Origin of the sequence: Pseudomonas sp. HB05, from assembly GCF_016756915.1 — a bacterium.
Taxonomy (GTDB): Bacteria; Pseudomonadota; Gammaproteobacteria; order Pseudomonadales; family Pseudomonadaceae; genus Aquipseudomonas; species Aquipseudomonas alvandae.
In genome coordinates this window covers 1-18,522 of sequence record NZ_JAESPG010000037.1, presented here as the reverse complement: position 1 = coordinate 18,522, position 18,522 = coordinate 1, and the positions used below count along the sequence as shown (strand labels likewise).

15 protein-coding genes, 2 rRNA genes and 1 pseudogene are annotated in these 18,522 nt (G+C 60.5%); 4 read left to right on the top strand and 14 right to left on the bottom strand.

Annotated elements, in window-relative coordinates:
- The first annotated feature begins 186 nt into the window (after positions 1–186).
- Positions 187–750, top strand: a complete 564-nt coding sequence (locus JMN22_RS23880; RefSeq protein WP_206768660.1) for a hypothetical protein — start codon at positions 187–189, stop codon at positions 748–750.
- A 19-nt stretch (positions 751–769) separates the two neighbouring features.
- On the top strand, positions 770–1,354 hold the full coding sequence (locus JMN22_RS23875; RefSeq protein WP_198798012.1) for a hypothetical protein: 585 nt from the start codon (positions 770–772) through the stop codon (positions 1,352–1,354).
- Positions 1,355–1,414: 60 nt separating this feature from the next.
- Here the strand turns inward: JMN22_RS23875 and JMN22_RS23870 are convergent, their stop codons facing one another.
- Positions 1,415–2,416, bottom strand: a complete 1,002-nt coding sequence (locus tag JMN22_RS23870; protein WP_030142200.1) for a zinc-dependent alcohol dehydrogenase family protein — start codon at positions 2,414–2,416, stop codon at positions 1,415–1,417.
- Positions 2,417–2,522: 106 nt separating this feature from the next.
- Between JMN22_RS23870 and JMN22_RS23865 the strand changes: the two genes are divergently transcribed.
- Entirely contained in the window at positions 2,523–3,401 is an 879-nt protein-coding gene (locus JMN22_RS23865) for a LysR family transcriptional regulator (protein WP_198798011.1), read from the top strand.
- Between the two features lie 152 nt (positions 3,402–3,553).
- Here the strand turns inward: JMN22_RS23865 and JMN22_RS23860 are convergent.
- The 5 genes and pseudogenes from JMN22_RS23860 to JMN22_RS23840 form a co-directional block, all read right to left on the bottom strand.
- Positions 3,554–4,433: pseudogene (locus tag JMN22_RS23860) on the bottom strand (virulence RhuM family protein).
- 249 nt (positions 4,434–4,682) lie between these two features.
- Positions 4,683–5,000 carry a DUF3375 family protein gene (locus JMN22_RS23855; RefSeq protein ID WP_030142202.1) on the bottom strand — a complete coding sequence of 106 codons (318 nt, stop codon included), beginning with the start codon at positions 4,998–5,000 and terminating at the stop codon, positions 4,683–4,685.
- A 119-nt stretch (positions 5,001–5,119) separates the two neighbouring features.
- Positions 5,120–6,433, bottom strand: coding sequence for an MFS transporter (locus JMN22_RS23850; protein WP_198798010.1), 1,314 nt, complete (start codon positions 6,431–6,433; stop codon positions 5,120–5,122).
- Between the two features lie 37 nt (positions 6,434–6,470).
- Positions 6,471–6,644, bottom strand: coding sequence for a hypothetical protein (locus JMN22_RS23845; RefSeq protein WP_181290589.1), 174 nt, complete (start codon positions 6,642–6,644; stop codon positions 6,471–6,473).
- Positions 6,645–6,776: 132 nt separating this feature from the next.
- Positions 6,777–7,334 carry a YbhB/YbcL family Raf kinase inhibitor-like protein gene (locus JMN22_RS23840; protein WP_030142204.1) on the bottom strand — a complete coding sequence of 186 codons (558 nt, stop codon included), beginning with the start codon at positions 7,332–7,334 and terminating at the stop codon, positions 6,777–6,779.
- Between the two features lie 140 nt (positions 7,335–7,474).
- Here JMN22_RS23840 and JMN22_RS23835 point away from each other — a divergent pair, with 140 nt between their 5' ends.
- Positions 7,475–9,007: an apoptosis inducing factor family protein gene (locus JMN22_RS23835; protein ID WP_198798009.1), complete on the top strand. Its 1,533-nt coding sequence runs from the start codon at positions 7,475–7,477 to the stop codon at positions 9,005–9,007.
- A gap of 137 nt (positions 9,008–9,144) precedes the next feature.
- Here JMN22_RS23835 and pgaD read toward each other — a convergent pair whose 3' ends face one another.
- The 8 genes from pgaD to rrf (JMN22_RS26925) form a co-directional block, all read right to left on the bottom strand.
- Positions 9,145–9,648, bottom strand: coding sequence for a poly-beta-1,6-N-acetyl-D-glucosamine biosynthesis protein PgaD (gene pgaD / locus JMN22_RS23830; protein ID WP_198798008.1), 504 nt, complete (start codon positions 9,646–9,648; stop codon positions 9,145–9,147).
- A complete protein-coding gene (gene pgaC, locus JMN22_RS23825) occupies positions 9,645–11,000 on the bottom strand; it encodes a poly-beta-1,6-N-acetyl-D-glucosamine synthase (RefSeq protein ID WP_198798007.1) in 1,356 nt (451 codons plus the stop codon). Before pgaC ends, pgaD begins: the two co-directional genes overlap by 4 nt.
- Position 11,001: 1 nt before the next feature.
- Complete coding sequence (gene pgaB / locus JMN22_RS23820; protein ID WP_198798006.1) at positions 11,002–12,999, bottom strand: poly-beta-1,6-N-acetyl-D-glucosamine N-deacetylase PgaB; 1,998 nt, start codon at positions 12,997–12,999, stop codon at positions 11,002–11,004.
- 12 nt (positions 13,000–13,011) lie between these two features.
- On the bottom strand, positions 13,012–15,495 hold the full coding sequence (pgaA, locus tag JMN22_RS23815; RefSeq protein ID WP_198798005.1) for a poly-beta-1,6 N-acetyl-D-glucosamine export porin PgaA: 2,484 nt from the start codon (positions 15,493–15,495) through the stop codon (positions 13,012–13,014).
- Positions 15,496–15,738: 243 nt separating this feature from the next.
- Entirely contained in the window at positions 15,739–17,244 is a 1,506-nt protein-coding gene (locus JMN22_RS23810; protein ID WP_030142211.1) for a YdgA family protein, read from the bottom strand.
- 159 nt (positions 17,245–17,403) lie between these two features.
- Entirely contained in the window at positions 17,404–18,039 is a 636-nt protein-coding gene (locus tag JMN22_RS23805) for an NADH:ubiquinone oxidoreductase subunit N (protein WP_198798004.1), read from the bottom strand.
- A 181-nt stretch (positions 18,040–18,220) separates the two neighbouring features.
- A 5S ribosomal RNA gene (gene rrf / locus JMN22_RS23800) occupies positions 18,221–18,336 on the bottom strand.
- A 107-nt stretch (positions 18,337–18,443) separates the two neighbouring features.
- A 5S ribosomal RNA gene (rrf, locus tag JMN22_RS26925) occupies positions 18,444–18,522 on the bottom strand; the annotation flags it as partial.

Sequence of the window (18,522 nt, the reverse complement as noted above, 5' to 3'; positions counted from 1 at the left end):
CGGTTCGGGTTAACCGCCTGAAAATAATTTTCTGAGTGTTCGCAGCCCTTCCTCAGCTTGATGCTTTTGCAATTCCCCTCAAGTTACCGCCTCCCGAGTCGAGACACTAAAGTGCCATCACCCCTATAAGGACATTCCGTGTTCAAAACGTTCCTCAAGGCCACCGCCCTGGTCGCCACCCTGTCGATGACCGGCTGCGTGTCATACACCGTCACCGGCCCGGTGGGCGCGCCACAGCACCCTGCCCCTGTCAGCAGCCCACGTATCGCACAAATTGCCGATGTCGCCGTGACTGCCCCCGATGTCAACGATGCCACCCGCACGGCCATCAGCCGCTCGCTCACCGCCCAGCTCAATCAGTACGTGCAGACCGGCGGCTACTTCAAGCAGGTCACCGAATACCCGACGCGCCTGGGCGAGAATGACGTGTTGCTCAAGTTCGACATGACCTCTCTCAAAGGCCATCGCGCTCCGCATCCGGGCTATTTCCCCGGCGCGTTGCTGACCCTGACCATCTGGATCTGGGTGAACGGTCCTATCTATGTCGACAGTTTCGACGTCGCAGGGAACCTGAGCATCGTCGATCGCGACGGCAAGGAACTGGCGACCGCCAAGGAAGAGATCAAGCTTGAACGCAACGTAGGCCTGTATGGCCGCGAATACTGGGCGCCGACCATGGGTGCACAGCAATTGAATCAGCTGGTGGCGCAGCTGATGGACAACGCCACGGCGCGCCTGGCCAAGCAATAATTCCTAGGAGCAGGACACCATGGGTTTCATCAAACACAGTTTCATATTGGCCGCCGTGTTGCTGACGGGTTGCGTGTCTTACTCGCAACACGAGTTGCCGGACGTTAAAACCTGGCCGCCTGCCGCTGCCACCACAGCCTCCAAGCCAACCGCCTTCGTGCGCACCACTGCGCAGAACCAGGTCAACAGCGGCCCGGCCGTCGCTGCCTCGGGCGCCCAGGCCACCGCTTGGGAAAGCTCGGTGACCGAGACCTTCCGAGACTCCGGACGTTTCGCGCGGGTCAGCACCGACAAGGTCGAATCAGACATCTACGCCGAAGCCACCTTGAGAAACAATGAACAGTTCAGCATGACTTCGGCCATCATCACCGGCGCGACCTTCTTCGTCATCCCGTCCACAGCCGAGAATACTTTTACACTCGAAACTGTGTTCAAGGACAAGGATGGCAAGGAACTGGGACGTGTGCAGAAGAGCGAATCGGTACGCACCTGGATGCACTTGGTGCTGATCTTCGGTATTCCGTTCCAGCAGGACACTCGTGACGTCGTGCAGGCGCTGACACGCAGCACTTTGGAAGAGGCTGTACAGCGGCGGTTGCTGTAACCAAGCATGATTGGCGAGGGATTTTTCCCTCGCCAGCAGACGCCAGCCTGACGGATCGGCTCACTCAGCCCCGAGTTCCACCACTGTCTTCCCTTGCCCCCGCCCCTCGGCGACCTGAGCGAAGGCTTCGTTGACGTCCTCAAGGCCAAACCGGGTCTGATCCACCTTGATCCGCAACTGCCCAGCCTCAACCAGCGCCGCGGCCTCCCGCAAGATATGACCGTGATGCGCACGGCCCTTTCCGGTCAACAGCGGCATCAAGGTAAACACCCCGGAATAACTCGCCCCCCGGAACGACAAGGGCGCGAGGCTGTGCTGGCCCCAGCCCAGGCAACTGAGCACATGGCCGGTGTAGGTCTTCACTGCGTTGAACGAAGCATCAAGCGTCGCGCCGCCCACGGTGTCGTAGACAATGTCGAAACCTTCGCCGTCCGTGTGCAGGCGGACGTAGCTGTCGGTGTCCTGGGCCCGGTAATCGATGGGCGTTGCGCCCAGCTCGCGGATGAAATCCAGGCTGCTGGCCGAGCCGGTGGCATAAACGTCAGCGCCCCGGGCCTTGGCGATCTGCACGGCGATTTGTCCGACGCCGCCCGCGCCGCCATGGATCAATACCTGTTGGCCGGGATGGACATTGGCTCGATCGACCAGTCCTTCCCAGGCCGTGATGAACACCAAGGGCAAGGCTGCCGCTTCACGCATGCTCAATGCGCGGGGCTTTGGCGCGACCAGTTGTGCATCGACGGCGATGTATTCGGCCAATGCACCTTGAGCGCCACCAATCCCACCGGCCATGCCGAACACTTCGTCGCCAATAGCGAAATCGACAACGCCTTCGCCCAGCTCAACGACAACGCCCGCCAGGTCGATGCCCAGGACCGCAGGAAGCGGTTGCCGGGCATGGCCACCCGCTCCCGCTGCGATTTTGGTATCCAGCGGATTGATCCCGGCAGCGTGCACTTGGATCAGGAGCTGTCCCTTGCCAGGAGTGGGCCGGGCGATGTGGCGGACGATCAACGGGGCCTGAGCGGTTTCAGCGACGGCGGCAAACATGGTGTTGTTCATGACGGTAAACCTCCAGTGAGTGGGCAGGTTCATCATGGGCGCGCCGACGCATTCCGATAAGTCAGCAATAATGGATAGGATTTATTCCAGCAAAAGGCCAAATCCCATGGATCTGTTCGAGGCAATGCAGGTATTCGTAAGGGTCGTGGAGCGCGGCTCGTTCTCGGCAGTGGCCAGGGAGCTGAACCTGGGCCAACCGGCGGTGAGCAAGCAGATCCGCGCGCTGGAACAACACCTTGGCGGCGCGCTGTTCGCGCGCAGCACCCGCCATCTCGCGCTGACCGACCAGGGGCAGCATTTCTACACCGAGAGCAAGGACATACTCGCTAGCCTGGACGCGGCACGCCTCGGTTTCGCCAATGGCCAGGAACAGATCGCCGGCCCCCTGCGCGTAACGGCCCCGGTCAGCTTCGGACGACTGTGCATCGCGCCCCTGGTGGGCCGGTTTCTGGCACGTCACCCACGGGTCCGGCTCGACCTGCGGCTAAGCGATCAGAACGAAGATGTGTTGAAGGAGAATATTGACGTTGCCATTCGCATCGGCGCAGTGAAAAACGAAGGGCTGGTGGCGGTTTCCCTGGGGGGCAGTCCTCGACAGGTGTATGCCACCCCCGCCTATCTGCAGCAGTACGGAAGCCCCCTTCGGCCAGCCGATCTGGCCCACCACAACTGTCTGGCTTTCACGCTGCTGGAGCATTACGACGTCTGGCGATTCGAGCGTGGAGCCGAGCAATACCAAGTGACGATCAAGGGCAACGTCACCAGCAACAGCAGCGAAGCGATCCGGGAAATGGTGCTGTCCGGTCTCGGTGTTTCGCTTTCCCCGCAATGGCTGTATGCCGCTGATATTCGCCAGGGAACGGTAGTCCCGCTGCTTGCCGATTACCAGCCACTGACGCTCCCCATCAACGCCGTGTTCAGCCACGACCGACGCCGCTCGGCGCGCACCCGGGCCTTTGTGGATTTTTTACGCGAGTGTCTTTAAAAAGACCGCAGCCAAATACTTGTAAGTGTCAAAGGCGATGCTGGAACTTCGGGCACTTAACCTTGCCAGGCGGTGAATTCTCATAAAGGCCCAAACCTTAGACGTCCATTCCAATAAAACTTAGCCACCTGTCGCAGACGGGAATCTCGCAGTCAAGACCTAGATTGGGTCTTGCTCGATAGCGAGTGGACAAGCTGGCTCAGATCCGCGAGGTTTTGATCAGAGCTCGCCGTATCTTCTTGCTGGCGCAGTTTATGAAATAGCTCGTATTGCGACTCGGCATGCTGCTTGGCCAGGTCATGAGAAATTTGGCCCGCGTTATCCAGAATTTCGCGGTCGTTCAATTTCAGGAAACCATCAAGCTTTCTCAACCACTCAGCCATGGACATTGGAATACGACGCATGGCTTGGCCTTCCGCAAACACCAGGTATTGCTCGACCAGATTGTTCAAAGCGCTAAGTTCTTCTGCCGAGAGGTAGTTTTTAGCATTCGAGATATCCTGTTTGCGAACCTTGGCACCGCGCCAGTTGGTCAGGCCCATGTGGGGTTTACCACTGTCCGCACGATTGTGAATAAGCTCGGCCGCAGTCTGCCCGGTAATTGCCCAGTGCACTTTGTTTTGTAGTCTTGAAGAAGCTGATGCTGGCTTCCTGAGTCGGGTCGTAGTCCACACTGGTGGCGTAGATGTCAGTAATCTTCTGGTAGAAGCGTTTTTCGCTGGTGCGAATATCCTGGATGCGCCGCGTCAGCTCTTCAAAGTAGTCGAACGGCTGATCGGGATTTTTCAGGCGCTCGTCATCAAGCAAAAAGCCTTTGACTATGTAGTCACGCAACTGCCGGGTGGCCCACTGACGGAAGCGCGTTGCCGTATGGCTTTGTACGCGATAACCCACGGAGATAATGGCGTCCAAATTATAGTGCTTGAGATTGCGCTTTACCTGGCGCGTACCTTCCTGACGAACTACTAAGAAATCCTTAGTGGTTGCGTGTTGATCAAGCTCTCCCTCGCTGAAGATGTTCTTCAGATGCATCAACACGTTCTCTGGCGTGGTGCTGAATAACTCTCCCATCAAGGCTTGGGTCAACCATACGGTTTCATCGACAAAGCGCACGTCCAACCGGGTTCGCCCGTCTTCGCTCTGGTAGATGATGAACTGCGAGGTATTGGCGTTATCCGTGCTCATATCTCAACGACTCCGACTTGGTCAGCAGCGCGATCAGTTCCAAATGTAGCCCCCTCAATATTCCTGTGTAAGGAGCCTGACGAATGCACAACCTCTTCAATCACTAACTGCGGTGGACAATTCATATTCTTCTTCCGACGCGCCTGGCGGGAAGCGCCGTTCGAGGTAGCCTTCCGACAGCCAGCCCGCTATATAGCTTTGCGCTGTTCCCAGATGCTCGCCTCGCACGCGAAGCTCTTCTAGTTCCCGCTCGATACGCTCATGGAAGATGGATGCGGGCAGACCCCGCTCGCTTTCGTACAGATGGGTCTGGAGCAAGCCCAGGGTCAGCGGCCCATGATCGGAGGCCAACAACCGCCACAATGGCTGGGTCCGCAACCGACGAAACGTAGCAATGGTTGTACTGGCTTTCATGCAAGGCTCCCCGACAGAAGAGATGCCCATGGTAAACACAATGTGCGTTGAATCTACCTCGAATCAGGTCGGTTCATACTGTTTCAGAAAAGGCCTACAACAAATTTTGCGGATTGTAGTCAGGGTTCCGACGCTAACGCCGAACCATAAACACGCTCACCCCGCCCCGGGAAATACGCCGCCGCGGTCACGCCCACCGCCCCCATCACCACGCAATATCCGACGCACACCCACGGGCTCCATGGCACCAGCGCAATCAACACCAACGGCGTCATGCTGGCCCACAGCGCGTAGGCGATGTTGTAGGTGAACGAGATGCCGGACACGCGAATCTTCGGCGGGAACAGGCTGACCATCACCGATGGCACCGCGCCGACCACGCCACAACCCAGCCCGGCCACTGCGTAGGCCAGGCCCAGCCAGGCACTGCCACTGATCAGGCTGGCATAGAGCACGGCGATGCCCAGGGGCAGCAGCAGGCTGTAGAGCATGACGGTGCGCCAGGCGCCAATGCGGTCGACGATGAGGCCGGCCAGGACGCAGCCGATGTTCAGGAAAACGATGCCGAGGCTGCTCAGGGCGAAGGTGTGGCTGGGGGTCAGGCCGAAGCTTTTCTGCATCACGGTTGGGGTGATGACGACGAACACGACCACGGCGGAGGTCAGCACGCAGGTGAGGATCGCAGCGGGCAGCAAGGCGTGGCGATGGTCGCGCAGGACCGTGCGCAGCGGCAGTTCCGCCGCCCCCTCACGATTGGCTTGCAGCGCCATGAAGATCGGCGTTTCGCTGAGCCAGCGGCGCAGCCAGACGCCAATCACGCCGAAGACGCCGCCCAACAGGAACGGCAGGCGCCAGGCGTAGTCGAGGATTTCCGTCGGGGTATAAATCCGCGCCAGCGCGGTGGCGGTCAGGGCGCCGAGCAAATAGCCAAAAGTCAGGCCCGCCTGGAGAAACCCCAGGGCATAGCCACGATGTCGCAGCGGCGCATGTTCAGCGACAAAGACCCAGGCACTGGGCACTTCGCCGCCCACCGCCGCGCCTTGCAGGATGCGCAACGCCAGCAACAGCAACGGGGCGAAATAGCCGATCTGCGCGTAAGTCGGCATCACGCCGATGAGCAGGCACGGCAAGGCCATCATGAGGATGCTCAAGCTGAACACCCGCTTGCGCCCCAGGCGATCGGCGAAGTGCGCCATGAGAATTCCGCCCAAGGGCCGGGCCAGGTAGCCGGTGGCGAAAATCCCGAAGCTTTGCAGCAGGCGCAGCCACTCGGGCATCTCTGGCGGGAAGAACAGCTGGCTGAGGGTCAGGGCGAAAAAGACAAAAATGATGAAATCATAGATTTCCAGCGCACCGCCGAGGGCGGCCAGGCCCAGGGTCTTGTAGTCGGATCGGCTGAACCGCGCGTCTGGCAGATGAGTCGAGGCAGTCATAGGCAAGTTTGAAAAATAGTGGAAAGAAGGCAACGGCTCAGGCAGCGGGATCTTTGTCCACGGGCTGCGCCGGCGATTGGCCTGGCTCGGCGTCTGCGGCCTCGTCAGCAGGCAGGAAATCCTTGCGGCTCTGGGCGATGGCCCGGCGTATCTCGTCGCCCTTGGTGGGGCAGTTCTTGAGGCGGGCGATGCCGTCGGTTTTCTGCGTCATCGCCATCCTCCGGCATGAGTGAACACGGGCCGATAGTGCTCGCTTTTGGCGCTCGATGCCAACTTCCGTGACGATTGGGGCTGCTGTGCAGCCCTGCGGGAGCGAGCGCCCTCGCCACGGGTTTATGCACGATCAACGGTGATAGCGGCGCACCACGCTGCTGTTGCGCAGTACATGGCCGTTGAGTTTTTCCATCAATTGGGTGCGAGTCAGGCCGGCGGGCAAAGCTTCGGGCGGCAGGTCCAGGGCGAAAATCTGGATCAGGTAATGGTGGGCACTGTCGCCAATGGGCGGGCACGGGCCGATATAGCCAGGGGTGTTCTTGCTATTGAGACCGCTCATGCCTTCCAGCGAGGACTTGGTGCCCGCGCCTGCTGGAATCTGCCGGGTGCTGGGCTTGATTCCATAATGAATCCAATGATCGACACCCTGCCCCCGCTGGCCGTCGGGGTCGAGCATGACGATGGCATAGCTGAGGGTGCCCGGAGGACCAGCGTTCCAACTCAAGGCCGGGGAAATATTCTTGCCGCCGCATTTGTTGGCGTCACTGGCGGCCGCTGCGGTGAAGAGGCGGTCGTCCGACACACCGGGAATGCTCAGGGTAAAACGCTCTTCAGCCTGGACCCCTTGTGCGCACAGCACGAGGGTGACGGCCGCGAGCCAGGAGGAAAGGGAAGTCAATCGGGTCATACCGGGCACCTTGAATGCGGTTCAGGCCATGGACGGCCTGCGAACTATAGCCGCAGCGCCGGCCCGGTTGCAGTGACAATTACGCTGAACCTCACTCCAATTGCTCGACTCCAACGGGAAACGCCTGCCGGAGAACGACCATGCCCATGCATCAAGTCGCCCGCCTCGCTGATGTGCGAGAGGACCGCGGCCTCGAAGTCAGCCTCAATGAATCACCCGTCCTGCTGCTGCGGGCCGGCGGTCAGGTGCGGGCATTCCAAGGCAAATGCCCACATGCCGGCGCACCGTTGGCCAAGGGGGCGGTGTGCCACGGCCGGCTGATCTGCCCGTGGCACAAAGCGGCATTTCGCGCCGAAGACGGCGCCCTGTGCGAACCGCCGGCCCTCGACAGCCTGGAGCGTTATCACGTGGAGGTGCGCGGCGACGAAGTCTGGGTCGATGACCAACCACTGCCGGCCGAGAAAATCCCGCCGGCCGATGATCCGCGTACCTTCGTCATCATCGGCGCCGGCGCGGCGGGCACAGCGTGCGCGGCTGCGTTGCGCGAGAAGGGTTTCGGTGGGCGGATCCTGATGCTCGACCGGGAAGCCGAGGCCGGCTATGACCGCACCGTCTTAAGCAAATATGTCCTGGCTGGCGACATGGCGGCGGACAAGACCCCGCCCCTGCGCGATGAAACTTATTTCACCCAGCAACGCATCGAACGGCGCCATGGCGAGGTCACGGACCTTGATGTGGGCGCGCGCCTGATCCGCCTCGCGGACGGCGAAACGTTGAGCTACGACGCGGTGCTCCTCGCCACCGGCGGTGTGCCCAAGACGCCCGGCTTGTCAGGGCTCGACCTGCCGAATGTTTTCACCCTGCGCTCCTTGGCCGACAGCAGGCAGATCCTCGACCGTGCCCAGCCGGGGCAACAGGCGGTGATCATCGGCGACAGCTTCATCGCCATGGAAGTTGCCTCCTCCCTGCGCAAACGCGAACTGAGCGTCACCGTCCTGGCCCGTCATCCGGTGCCGTTCGCCAAGCAGTTCGGCGACAGCATCGGCAAGGCGATCCTGGCAAGGCACCGCGCCAATGGGGTGGTGTATCACAGCGAAGGCGAAGCAGCGCGAATCGAAGGCACGGGCAAGGCCGAAGCCGTGGTGCTGGATAACGGCCAACGCTTTGCGGCGGACCTGGTCATCATCGGTGTCGGCGTGCATCCGGCCACGGAGCCGTTCGCCAACCTGCCACGAGAGAATGATAAATCGTTGATCGTCGACGACGGCATGCGCGTGACCGATGGCGTATGGGCCGTGGGCGACATCGCGACCTTTCCCCTCAACGGCCAGCCCCGGCGCATCGAACATTGGCGCCTGGCCCAGCAACAGGCCCGGATCGCCGCGACGAATATGCTCGGAGGTGAAGAGCATTACCTGGACGTGCCGTTCTTCTGGACGTATCACTTCGGCAAGCGCTACGACTATCTGGGCCACGCCGAGGAATGGGATGAGGTGCAATTCAAAGGCACACCCGAGCATCCGCCCTTTATCGCACTGCTCGGCAAGGACGGCCTCGTCGCGGCGGTCGTGGCCTGCGATGAAGGCCGGGCCATGGCAGCACTGGCCCAGCGCATGAAACAACCGCTGCCCGTGGATGAGGCTTGGCGGCTGGTTCGGGACTTTTCGGCGTAGCTTGTCTTTAAAAACGCCACAAAACCTGTGGGAGCGAGCTTGCTCGCGATGGCGTCTGCTCGGGCAGCAACACGGTTGCCTGACACTCCGCTATCGCGAGCAAGCTCGCTCCCACAAAGAAATAGTCGCAGCTGCGCTTACGCGGAGTGATCCGCCGGTAAATGGATCACCCGTGGTCGCTCCAACGGGGCCAGGGGCGGCGGCTGCAAGTCCGGGCTCAGCAAATGGAAATGCGGCACCACGTGGCTGATATCCCCATCCTGATTGTTGTGGATGATCTTCGACCCAGGCTGGCGCAAGGTTTCCAAGCGTTCGTCGGTCAACTTGAAACTGGCGCTCAGGCCCTGGTCGTCCACGGCCGGCCTCGGCAGCCGTCGCTGGGCAAAGCTACGGCTCTTGCGCTGTTGATAACGCGCCCAGGTGATCAGGATGATTGCGTTGACCAACGCAATCCAGCCGTAGATCTGCAACGTCCCCAGGGTGTCGAACAATGAACCGCCCAGGCGAGGGCCGGCGTGACTGTCGAACAGCGGCCACAGCCCATTCACCAGTAGATACAACAGCCCGATCCACGCCAGCACCGTAAAGAGCACATCGATGACCACCAGAAAGGGTCGCTGCCGGGTCCTGATAATTTTCATCGGATCACTTCCTCTTCTTCGTCATCGAACGGTTTGATCCCACGATCCGGGCTGACCCAGCGGGCACGCTTCTGATGCTGTCCGAACAACACCTTGGGGAAACTCACCAGGGTGGTGAACAGGCTGATCAACCAGAACACCAGCGGGTACCAGACCACCCAGAACATGATGTGCCACAGGCCTTTTTCGTAGCGGCGGTCGATCAGGATGCTCACCGCGAATTGCATTAGGCATACCACTGCCAGCAACAGCCCGGTAAAGGCCGGCGGCATGAGATGGTCCACTGCGATAGCCGCAGGCATCTCGACGAATTTGCCGGCGCCCCAGAAGATCACCGACAACAGGAAGGTGAACGCCCAGCCGGTGGACAGGCAGTATTCGAACAGCAGCGGCCACAGGTAGCGGTGACGGTATTGCCAGATACCGCGGATATTCTTGAACAGCACCTCGGCGCCACCCTGGGCCCAGCGCAGGCGTTGCCGCCAGAGGCCGCGCAGGGTTTCGGGCATGAGGATCCAGCACAGGGCGCGGGGCTCGTAGAAGATGCTCCAGTGGTCCAGTTGCAGTTTCCAACTGATGTCGATGTCTTCGGTGATCATGTCCGGGCTCCAATAGCCGACCCGGTGCAGGGCCGTGCGCCGGAACGCGACGATCACGCCGGACACGGTAAAGATCCGCCCGAAGACTCGCTGGGTGCGCTTGATCAAACCGATGATCGAGGAGAACTCGCCGACCTGGACCCGGCCCACCAATGTCGAACGGGTGCGGATGCGCGGGTTGCCGGTCACCGCGCCGAGGCGGGCGTTATCCAGCATCGGTGCAACCAGGTAGGCGCAAGTGTTGGGCGCCAGCAGCGCATCCCCGTCGATGCACACCAGGTATTCGCTGCGTGCAGCAATGGCGCCCATGCGCAGGGCCACGGCCTTGCCCTGGTTTTCCGCCAGGTGCAGCACGCGCAAACGTGGGTCCTCGGCGGCCAGCCGGTCGAGCACTTCGGCGGTGTTGTCCTTGGAGCCGTCGTTGATGGCGATGACTTCGATGTTCGGGTAATGCTGGCCCAGCGCGGCGTGAATCGTGTCGGCAACGTTGTCGCCTTCGTTGAAACACGGGACCAGGATGCTGATCAGCGGCTCGCCGGCCAGCGGCGGCGGCAACGTGTCGTCCTTCCATGGCCAGTGGCGCTCCCAGTGCAGCCAGAAATACAGGCCACCGGCGATCCACAGGCCGGACATGAACAGCGGGTAGAAGAACACGAAGTCCATCAGGAATTGCCCGGTGACCAGGAAGATCAGGCCCAGGGGCACCCCAAGGACGATCGCCAGCACCAGGACGGCGAGCAGTCTGTCGAACATGTCAAGGATTCCACTTGTTGGAGAGTGCAGGCCGCACGGCTTTCACGGCGGGCTGGTCTTCGATGAAGTTGTCCGGGTAGTAACCGAAACTGGTCACGCCCTGACGCTTGAGGCGCCCCATCCAGTCGGCCAGTTGTTCGCCTTCGATGTCGGCCACCGGCTTGCTGTGCCAGTCGCGGGCTTGCAGCTCGAACACCGTACGCTTGAGCGCACCCGGGCGGGCCTTGATGGTTTCCACTAACCGTTCTAGCCAGGGGCCCGATTGCTCGCGGGTCTGCCCTTCCATCAACGGCATGGCCATCGGTGCAGTCCAGTCGTACGCGGCGAGAAAATCGTCGAGGTTCTGGGCGAACCAGGCTTCGCTTTCCGGGTTGAGCATCGGCTCGGCAAAGATATTGCGCGCCGTGCGCACCTGCGGGCCACGTATCGCCCGGACCTTGGCGGTGAGCTCGGCGGTGAAGTCGATCAGGTAGCGGCTCTTGAACCGAGTCCAGCGCTGCATGGCTGCCGGGTCATCGCGCAGGGCGGCGATGGATTGCGGCAAGCCGTGGGCGGCATGGACTTTCATCGCGGCGGGGCTGGCGTCCTCGAAGTCGGAGAACACCGCGTCGTCATGGTAAAGAACACCATCCACCGAGCTCATCCGCGCCATGTCTTCGTAGATTTCGCCGATGACCTTGCGCACGTTCGGGTCGAATGGCGACAGGCGCACGTACTGGTCCGGGGCGACACCGGTCTTGCCGGTCTTCGGATCCCAGCGCAACACGCGGGGCAGTTTCGGGTCCAAGGCAAAGCTGAGCACCGGCATCCAGGCATAGACCTTGACGTTGGCCCGGGTACGCAATTGCCATGCAACCCGGTCAAACAGATCGGCGCGCACCGGCAGATGACGGTTGGGGAAGTACAGGGAGTGGACCAGGCCGTCACCTTTCGGGTCGGCGAACGCCTGCAGGAACACCGTGTTGGCGCCCAGGTCGTAGACGCGCTGGACCAGTTTGCCGACGTTGGCTTCTTGCTGCGCCGGGTCCGAATCGTAGACGTAATCCAGATCGACGTGGACCACCCGCATCGGGTCGATCGTTTGCACGGAAGAGATGCTTTCGGCGAAGTGCGCGCCGTCCGGATCGGACGACACCAGGAAACGCGGGCCATCCATCAGGTTATCGAGGCTGTCGAGACCATCCTCCAGAGTCAGCGCCATCTGGTAGCCCTCGCTGCCGATGACCTGCAACGCAGTGCCGTCGGCTTCGCCATAGGGCCAGACCCAGACGCGCGGGCTGTAGCCGGCAACCTTGCGGATCTTTTCGGAAATGGTCGCCACATCCTTGCGCATGCGAGCCTGGAAATCGGCCTCGTTTTCGTAGCGACCAGTCGCAGGATCGTAGTGCCGGGTGGTCGCGGCGGGTTGCTGGTTGCCTTGCGGGTTGGCGAGGATACCTTTGTGATTGGCGTCGGTGTGGGCGGCAATTTCCACCAGGCCCGACTTCGAAACCTCACGAACCTGCTCCCACGTCAGGAACTCGGAACGCTTGCGCGGCACACCGGCAAAATCCACCGATTGGCCCTGCGGCGTGTCGACCCAACTGCCGACCGGCGCCAGGATGGCCGGCCAGTTATAGGCGCGCAGGATCGGCATGACGCGGGTGTAGAAGCTCGAGTAGCCGTCGTCGAAACTCAGCAGCACCGCGCGCGGCGGCAGTTCCGGGCCACCATTGCGGGCGGCGATGATCTGGTCGACGGTGACCGGCTGGTAGTTGTTTTCCCGCAGCCAGGCCAACTGTTCGATCAGGCGTTCGGTACGCACGGCCACGAGCGCCTGGTCGGGGTCGAGATCCTCGACATCGTGGTAGGCGATGCCAAGCACGTGGTTTTTCGGCCACGGCGCGTCGTTGGCCGCCACCGGCCGTTGCGAAGGTGGTGTGAACGCCGGGGCTTGCTGGGCACAAGCGCTGATCAGCAAGACTCCCAGCAGAAGGATGAATCGCGAAATGACGGGCATTTTCAAACTCTTCTAGAAGCGGTAGGTGAGGTCGACAAGCAGGCGCAGATCGCTTTCACGATCGCCGTCGTAAGGGCGGTTGAGCCAGCTCAGCGCGGCCCCGGCTTCGAGCACGTCATTCCAGAGCAAACGCTGGCCGTAGCTGAGCAATCCCATCGCACCGGTGCTGTAGTCACGCTGGCTGTAGGTACCGGCGCCGGCCTGGAATTGCTGGCTCCAGGTGGTTTCGTAACGGCGGTACAACACATGGTTGGCGGTCACGGTCGGCATGACGCTGAAGTCCGATTTCGGATTGAAGTACGGCACTTCGTTGGAACCGCTGTTGCGGCTGGCACCGACTTCCAGACCCATTTCCACTTGCAGCCTCGGGGCGCTGTAGAGGCCTTCGCGGCCGGTCAGCAAGGTCTCGAGGCGGTTGTTGCCGTCGCTGAAGTGCGACGGGCTGACAGCCAGTCGCCATTCGCGGCTCTCATTGGCCCGCCAGCGGACGAAACCGCTTCCGCCATTGGCGCGGATACCGCTGTTGAGAGCCCGCAACGGGGTGTCGGCCGAGAGGTAATCCAGGCTGCCGCCGTACTGCCAGTGGTCGTTGATGTCCCGAGCCACAGCTACACGTGCACCCTGCTTGTCACCGGAGCCATACGAGTGATTGGAGACTTCCGCTTCCAGGGTCATGTCGCGGGTGCGCCGCTCGACGCCCAGGCGCTGCCAGCGATGATGGCCGGTGCCTTCCTCGAAATCGCCAGTGGCGTAGCCGGCACCACCGAACAACCGCCAGTCCTCGTCAATGGGCGGGCTGTAGAGCAACGTTTCAATACCAAAGTCCCGGCTGCCGGTCACCGCACCAGCATCGCCATTGCCACCGCCAAAGCTCTTGCCGGTGTAGGCTTCGATGCGCAATTCGGCCATGTCGTGAACTTCGCGCTGGCGTTGCAGGCGCTTGACGTGGGCGTTCTCCGGATAGCGAGCGACGACGTCGTCGGTGAGCGCATCCATCTGCCGCCACTCCTGCAGATCCATCGCGGCGCGGGCCTGGGCGATTTCCAGATCGCGACTGCGCGGCGTCGTCGCCTCGACTTCCTTGAGCAGGTTCTCGGACCGGCGCGGCCAGTCTCGGGCCTGATACAGATCGGCCTGGGCCAGGCGCAAACCGATGTTGCCGGGGCCTTGATAGACAAGGTCGTTCAGGCGCGCTTCGGCGGAAGGCAGGTCAGCGCCATAAGTGCCCGCCTGGGCGGCGAGTTGCTGAGCGTCCATCCATTCGTCGTTAGGGTTGCCGATCGGCATCCCTTTAAGCTCCACGCGTGACGGCTGTGATTTCGCCAGATCCTCAGCAAGCGCGCGGGCTTCTTCGGAGCGTTCGCTTTCCAGCAAAGCGTAATAGAGCGCCGTGCTGTCTTCGAAGCGATCCGCAGGGTCGGCATCGGGCGCGGTCAGTACGCGACGATACAGATCGATGGCAATCTCCGGCTCCCGTTGCTCCAAGTAGGAAGAGGCCACCCAACGCAAGGCATAAGTAGGAATGCCGACGCCTTCAGCGACCAGTTTCTGGTATTCGGCAATCACCTCTGCCCGGCGAGCCCGGGCATTGAGGGCACCCATGCGGTCGATCCGCCAGCGCAGGACGTCCTCATGGGCCTCGGCCACCGGGGTCCAGGTGGCGAGCAGTTTGTCGTAATCAACCAGGGCGCGATCCGCGATGACGAAGCGATCCTTTTCGCTGCGGCTGGCCATGTCCGCCAGGCGCACCCGCTCGGCCGCTACATCGCCTTCAAGCCGGCGCTGCACGCCACGGTCGATCAGCCCGGGCTGGAGACGGGCCAGGCGCAGGGCCGGCTCCGGCAACCGGGCACGTTGCAGTGCATAGATATACTCGCGCGCAACCTCAGGCTTGTGACTACCCGCACGGGTGAACGCCTGGTCGTATTCAAATAGCGCTTCGTGGGGATTATTGGCGCGGGTCAGCGCATAACCCAAAGCCAGACGGCGCATTGGATCGTCAGGTTTGGCGGCAACCAGCGCCTTGGCACGGCTGACGGCTTCATCAGGCTTGCCAGCATCGGCCTGGGTCAGGGCCAGGCCCAGTTGCAGATCGGGATTTTGTGGATCGATCGCCAGTGCGCGGCGATACAAATCGGTCGCCGAATCCCAACGCTTGAGGTTGCGATAGGACCGCGCCACAGCCGCCAGCGCCTGGACTGGCAGGTCGCGATAGCGGCCCTGGGTTTCATAGACGGTCGCCACCTCGGCATCGAGGCCAGCCCAACTGGCAATCTGCAGGTGATCACTGATCTGCGCGGTGCTGGCCTGGCCGGCCGATAGCTGACGCAACTCGGTCAACGCGGGCGTGTAATGACCTGCACGGGCGTCGAGCACCTTCTGGTCATAGCCAGAATCGGCCAACGCCACAAGCGGCCAGCACAATTGGCTGCACAGCGCGACGCGAAACAACGGGCGCAAACCGAATTGAATAAAAGGACCCACAGTACGCGGCATTCGTCAGCATCCTTACATGGCCAGCCGGGTCGCAGTGCCCCCTTGCCCATCAAACAGGAGGCCGGGTCAAAGGAACCCAGCCAAGCTCTAACGGGCCAAGTCTGGCACTGCGCGGAGGGTCATCTTTCAGAACGCCATAATTCTTCAGAATCCATGCAGATTTCAGCGTGGTACTTTTTCACAGGCAAAAAAAACCGACCGTGCGCAATGCACAGGCCGGTTTGGGGGACTGTTGAAGCGGGATTACTGAATGGCGACGCCGCCGCCCAGCTTGCTCATCACAAATGCCGAGAACTGTTCAACGGTCATTTTCTGGCCGTTGAAATCGACTTGATTGTTGGCGTAATGCAGGTTGGTGACAACATCGTTCCCTTCCAGCTTGGCCAGCTCCGTACCTACTGCCATGGCACTGAACATATCGCTGGTGGCGGTGGCCTGGTCAGCGATCAGCTTGGCATCGGTCTGACCTTCCATCTGCGCCTGCACAGTCAGCAGGTCCACCAGCATCGGCTTGGAGACTTTCACCTTGAATTCCAGCAGGGCAAGCAGTTGGCGGCCCAGTTCATCAGGCGGCAAGTCCATGGATTGCGGCTTGGCCAAATCGACGACCAGGCTCGCGCGGCTTTCACCATTAGCGGTATTGAACGACAGGTTCTCCAGGGCGACTTGTGGAGCGCCTGCCAGGAGTTTCTCCAGATCAGCCTTGACCTGTGCCTCTTCCGCCTCGGTCAGGTTCAGCTCTGGCGCTGGCTCGCCCGCTTCAGCCGCTTCGGCAGCGGCTTTTTCGTAAGGCTGCAGCTTGGCTTGGTAGACCTGCATCAGCGACATGGTTGCTGGGATGTCCAGGTTCTTGAGGCTTACCGCCATTTGCGCCGAACCGATGACTTTGTCGTTGAACGACAACTCACCGATCTTGTAATCGGCACGGCCCGAAGCGCTGGTGCCGTTTTCGGAGCTGTTGTTCTTCATTTCGAAGTTCTTCAGGCCCAACACCGATTTCTGCTCGCCGAAGCTGGTCTTGCTATTGCTCAGCAACAGGGTGTTATCACCCATGTAGTAGCCATAGGTGCTCTTGGTCAGGTTGCTGGCCAATGTCAGGCCGCTGAACTCAACTTGCACCGGCGTCTGGTCTTCGGCGACGGTGGTCAGTTTGAAACTGTCCATATAGCCATCGACCTTGATCTTTTGGGCTTGGGCGCTGGCAGCCACGTCGATCTTCAGGCCTGAAAAGATGAGCTGGGATTGTTCATCCAGCTTGGTATCCAGAGGCAGCAGCTCGAATGTGCCGTTGGTGGATTGATCGTAGCCCAGGTTGAACACGCCTTTGAGGGGCGACTTGTCCTTGGCGGCAACGAACCACTTTTCGGTCAGCGGGGTGCGCTCAAGCTCGGTGTGACTGGTGGCCATGACTGGCAGCCATTTGAGCGTCATCAGGCGGGAAAAGGGCAGCGGACCATGTTCGATGTTATCGACGAACAGCAGTTCGACCGGTTCGCTACCAAACATCTCGCCTTCGCCCTTGAGACGATAATGCGCGGTACTGCTGAATGTTCCGCGATCCAGGGAGACCAGTTCGATCGATGCAGTGCCATTGGAGCCGGCCAGAGCCGTTTGCATTTGCTTGTTGCTGTCGGCAATAGCGGTATTCAGCACTCCTTCAAGCTTCGTGCCGGTATACCAGGCGCCACCTGCGCTGACGGCACCGATAACCACAACGATTCCGAGAAGTACGCTTGCTGATTTATTCATGAGTGACCCGATCGTTATTCCATGGTTGAAAAAATCGTCGTCTTCCTTGACCCGCAAAGGGCTATGGCTCGACGCTGTAAAAGTGGTGGGGAGATTAGCATCAGGCAGGCACGCTAGCCCAATGTTTAAAGGGGGAAAAGCGTGTTCTTGAGAAATGGTCTACGAATATTGGACTTCGATCTCGTCGAGCTGGTGATCAAAAGTCTTGAGCCTTGCGGTCCAGGTATATACCAGCACTTCGAAATCACGATTGATCACCGCCGTGCCCGACGAATCTGCGCGCCCATCGCAAAAATCCAGTTGGTAGCGCTCCCGAGCCATGGCGTTGGCGACATCGCACAGCTCGCGCGCATTGTTGAGCCAATGCCAATCGTCTTGCGCGACCTGCTCGTCCAAAGCGGCACACTGGATTTTCAAGGCCTCGAGACTCTTTTCCAGAGGAGTCCCGGTGAGTTCTCCCATGACCTCCTGGAAGGTGCGCCCCGGTTGCCAATAACTGCCCCAGAAATAGCGATCGAACACCGTCTCGACCCTTCGCAGCGCAACCTTTGTATCCCAGATCAACACCAGGGTCTTGCCTTGCTCGAGTTGTTTTTTCTTGATGCGCTGGCCTTGCAGTGAAGCCCAGGCGACAACAGCTATGGATATGACGCCGATCAGCGCAGACACGCTATCGAGGAAGATCAATGCCTTATCTATCTGATGGGTCAGCATGACGCCATAGAAATAGGTACCTGAAAGCAGCAACAACGCTGCAATAGCGCACCAGAAGCCAGGAGCATAAGGGTTTTTCATTATTGGAATCCCCATGACCAGTCACATCGCGGGCGCCTTTTGCCTACGCCCAACAATCAAAGCATAGCAACGGCCTCGGGGTTTGCTGGAGCGGGACAGCAATTTAGGGGACGATCCGATTACCGGCCCTAAACGACAAAACCCCTGTCTGCGCTGGCAGACAGGGGTTTCGGGAATTCAATCTTGACGATGACCTACTCTCACATGGGGAAACCCCACACTACCATCGGCGATGCATCGTTTCACTTCTGAGTTCGGGATGGGATCAGGTGGTTCCAATGCTCTATGGTCGTCAAGAAATTCGGTGACCAACCCGTTCAGAAACAACGTGTCGGTAAAAATCTAAGACTTCTACTAAAACAAAACCCCTACCTGCGTCAGCAGATAGGGGTTTCGGAATTTAATCTTGACGATGACCTACTCTCACATGGGGAAACCCCACACTACCATCGGCGATGCATCGTTTCACTTCTGAGTTCGGGA

What these genes read in the sequence shown, in the direction of transcription:
- pgaD (WP_198798008.1), bottom strand. Translation starts at nt 9,648, where the DNA reads ATGAAAATTATCAGGACCCGGCAGCGACCCTTTCTGGTGGTCATCGAT.
- JMN22_RS23805 (WP_198798004.1), bottom strand. Translation starts at nt 18,039, where the DNA reads ATGAAAAACCCTTATGCTCCTGGCTTCTGGTGCGCTATTGCAGCGTTG.
- JMN22_RS23875 (WP_198798012.1), top strand. Translation starts at nt 770, where the DNA reads ATGGGTTTCATCAAACACAGTTTCATATTGGCCGCCGTGTTGCTGACG.
- JMN22_RS23835 (WP_198798009.1), top strand. Translation starts at nt 7,475, where the DNA reads ATGCCCATGCATCAAGTCGCCCGCCTCGCTGATGTGCGAGAGGACCGC.
- pgaC (WP_198798007.1), bottom strand. Translation starts at nt 11,000, where the DNA reads ATGTTCGACAGACTGCTCGCCGTCCTGGTGCTGGCGATCGTCCTTGGG.
- JMN22_RS23870 (WP_030142200.1), bottom strand. Translation starts at nt 2,416, where the DNA reads ATGAACAACACCATGTTTGCCGCCGTCGCTGAAACCGCTCAGGCCCCG.
- JMN22_RS23850 (WP_198798010.1), bottom strand. Translation starts at nt 6,433, where the DNA reads ATGACTGCCTCGACTCATCTGCCAGACGCGCGGTTCAGCCGATCCGAC.
- JMN22_RS23810 (WP_030142211.1), bottom strand. Translation starts at nt 17,244, where the DNA reads ATGAATAAATCAGCAAGCGTACTTCTCGGAATCGTTGTGGTTATCGGT.
- JMN22_RS23865 (WP_198798011.1), top strand. Translation starts at nt 2,523, where the DNA reads ATGGATCTGTTCGAGGCAATGCAGGTATTCGTAAGGGTCGTGGAGCGC.
- pgaA (WP_198798005.1), bottom strand. Translation starts at nt 15,495, where the DNA reads ATGCCGCGTACTGTGGGTCCTTTTATTCAATTCGGTTTGCGCCCGTTG.
- JMN22_RS23855 (WP_030142202.1), bottom strand. Translation starts at nt 5,000, where the DNA reads ATGAAAGCCAGTACAACCATTGCTACGTTTCGTCGGTTGCGGACCCAG.
- JMN22_RS23845 (WP_181290589.1), bottom strand. Translation starts at nt 6,644, where the DNA reads ATGACGCAGAAAACCGACGGCATCGCCCGCCTCAAGAACTGCCCCACC.
- pgaB (WP_198798006.1), bottom strand. Translation starts at nt 12,999, where the DNA reads ATGCCCGTCATTTCGCGATTCATCCTTCTGCTGGGAGTCTTGCTGATC.
- JMN22_RS23840 (WP_030142204.1), bottom strand. Translation starts at nt 7,334, where the DNA reads ATGACCCGATTGACTTCCCTTTCCTCCTGGCTCGCGGCCGTCACCCTC.
- JMN22_RS23880 (WP_206768660.1), top strand. Translation starts at nt 187, where the DNA reads ATGACCGGCTGCGTGTCATACACCGTCACCGGCCCGGTGGGCGCGCCA.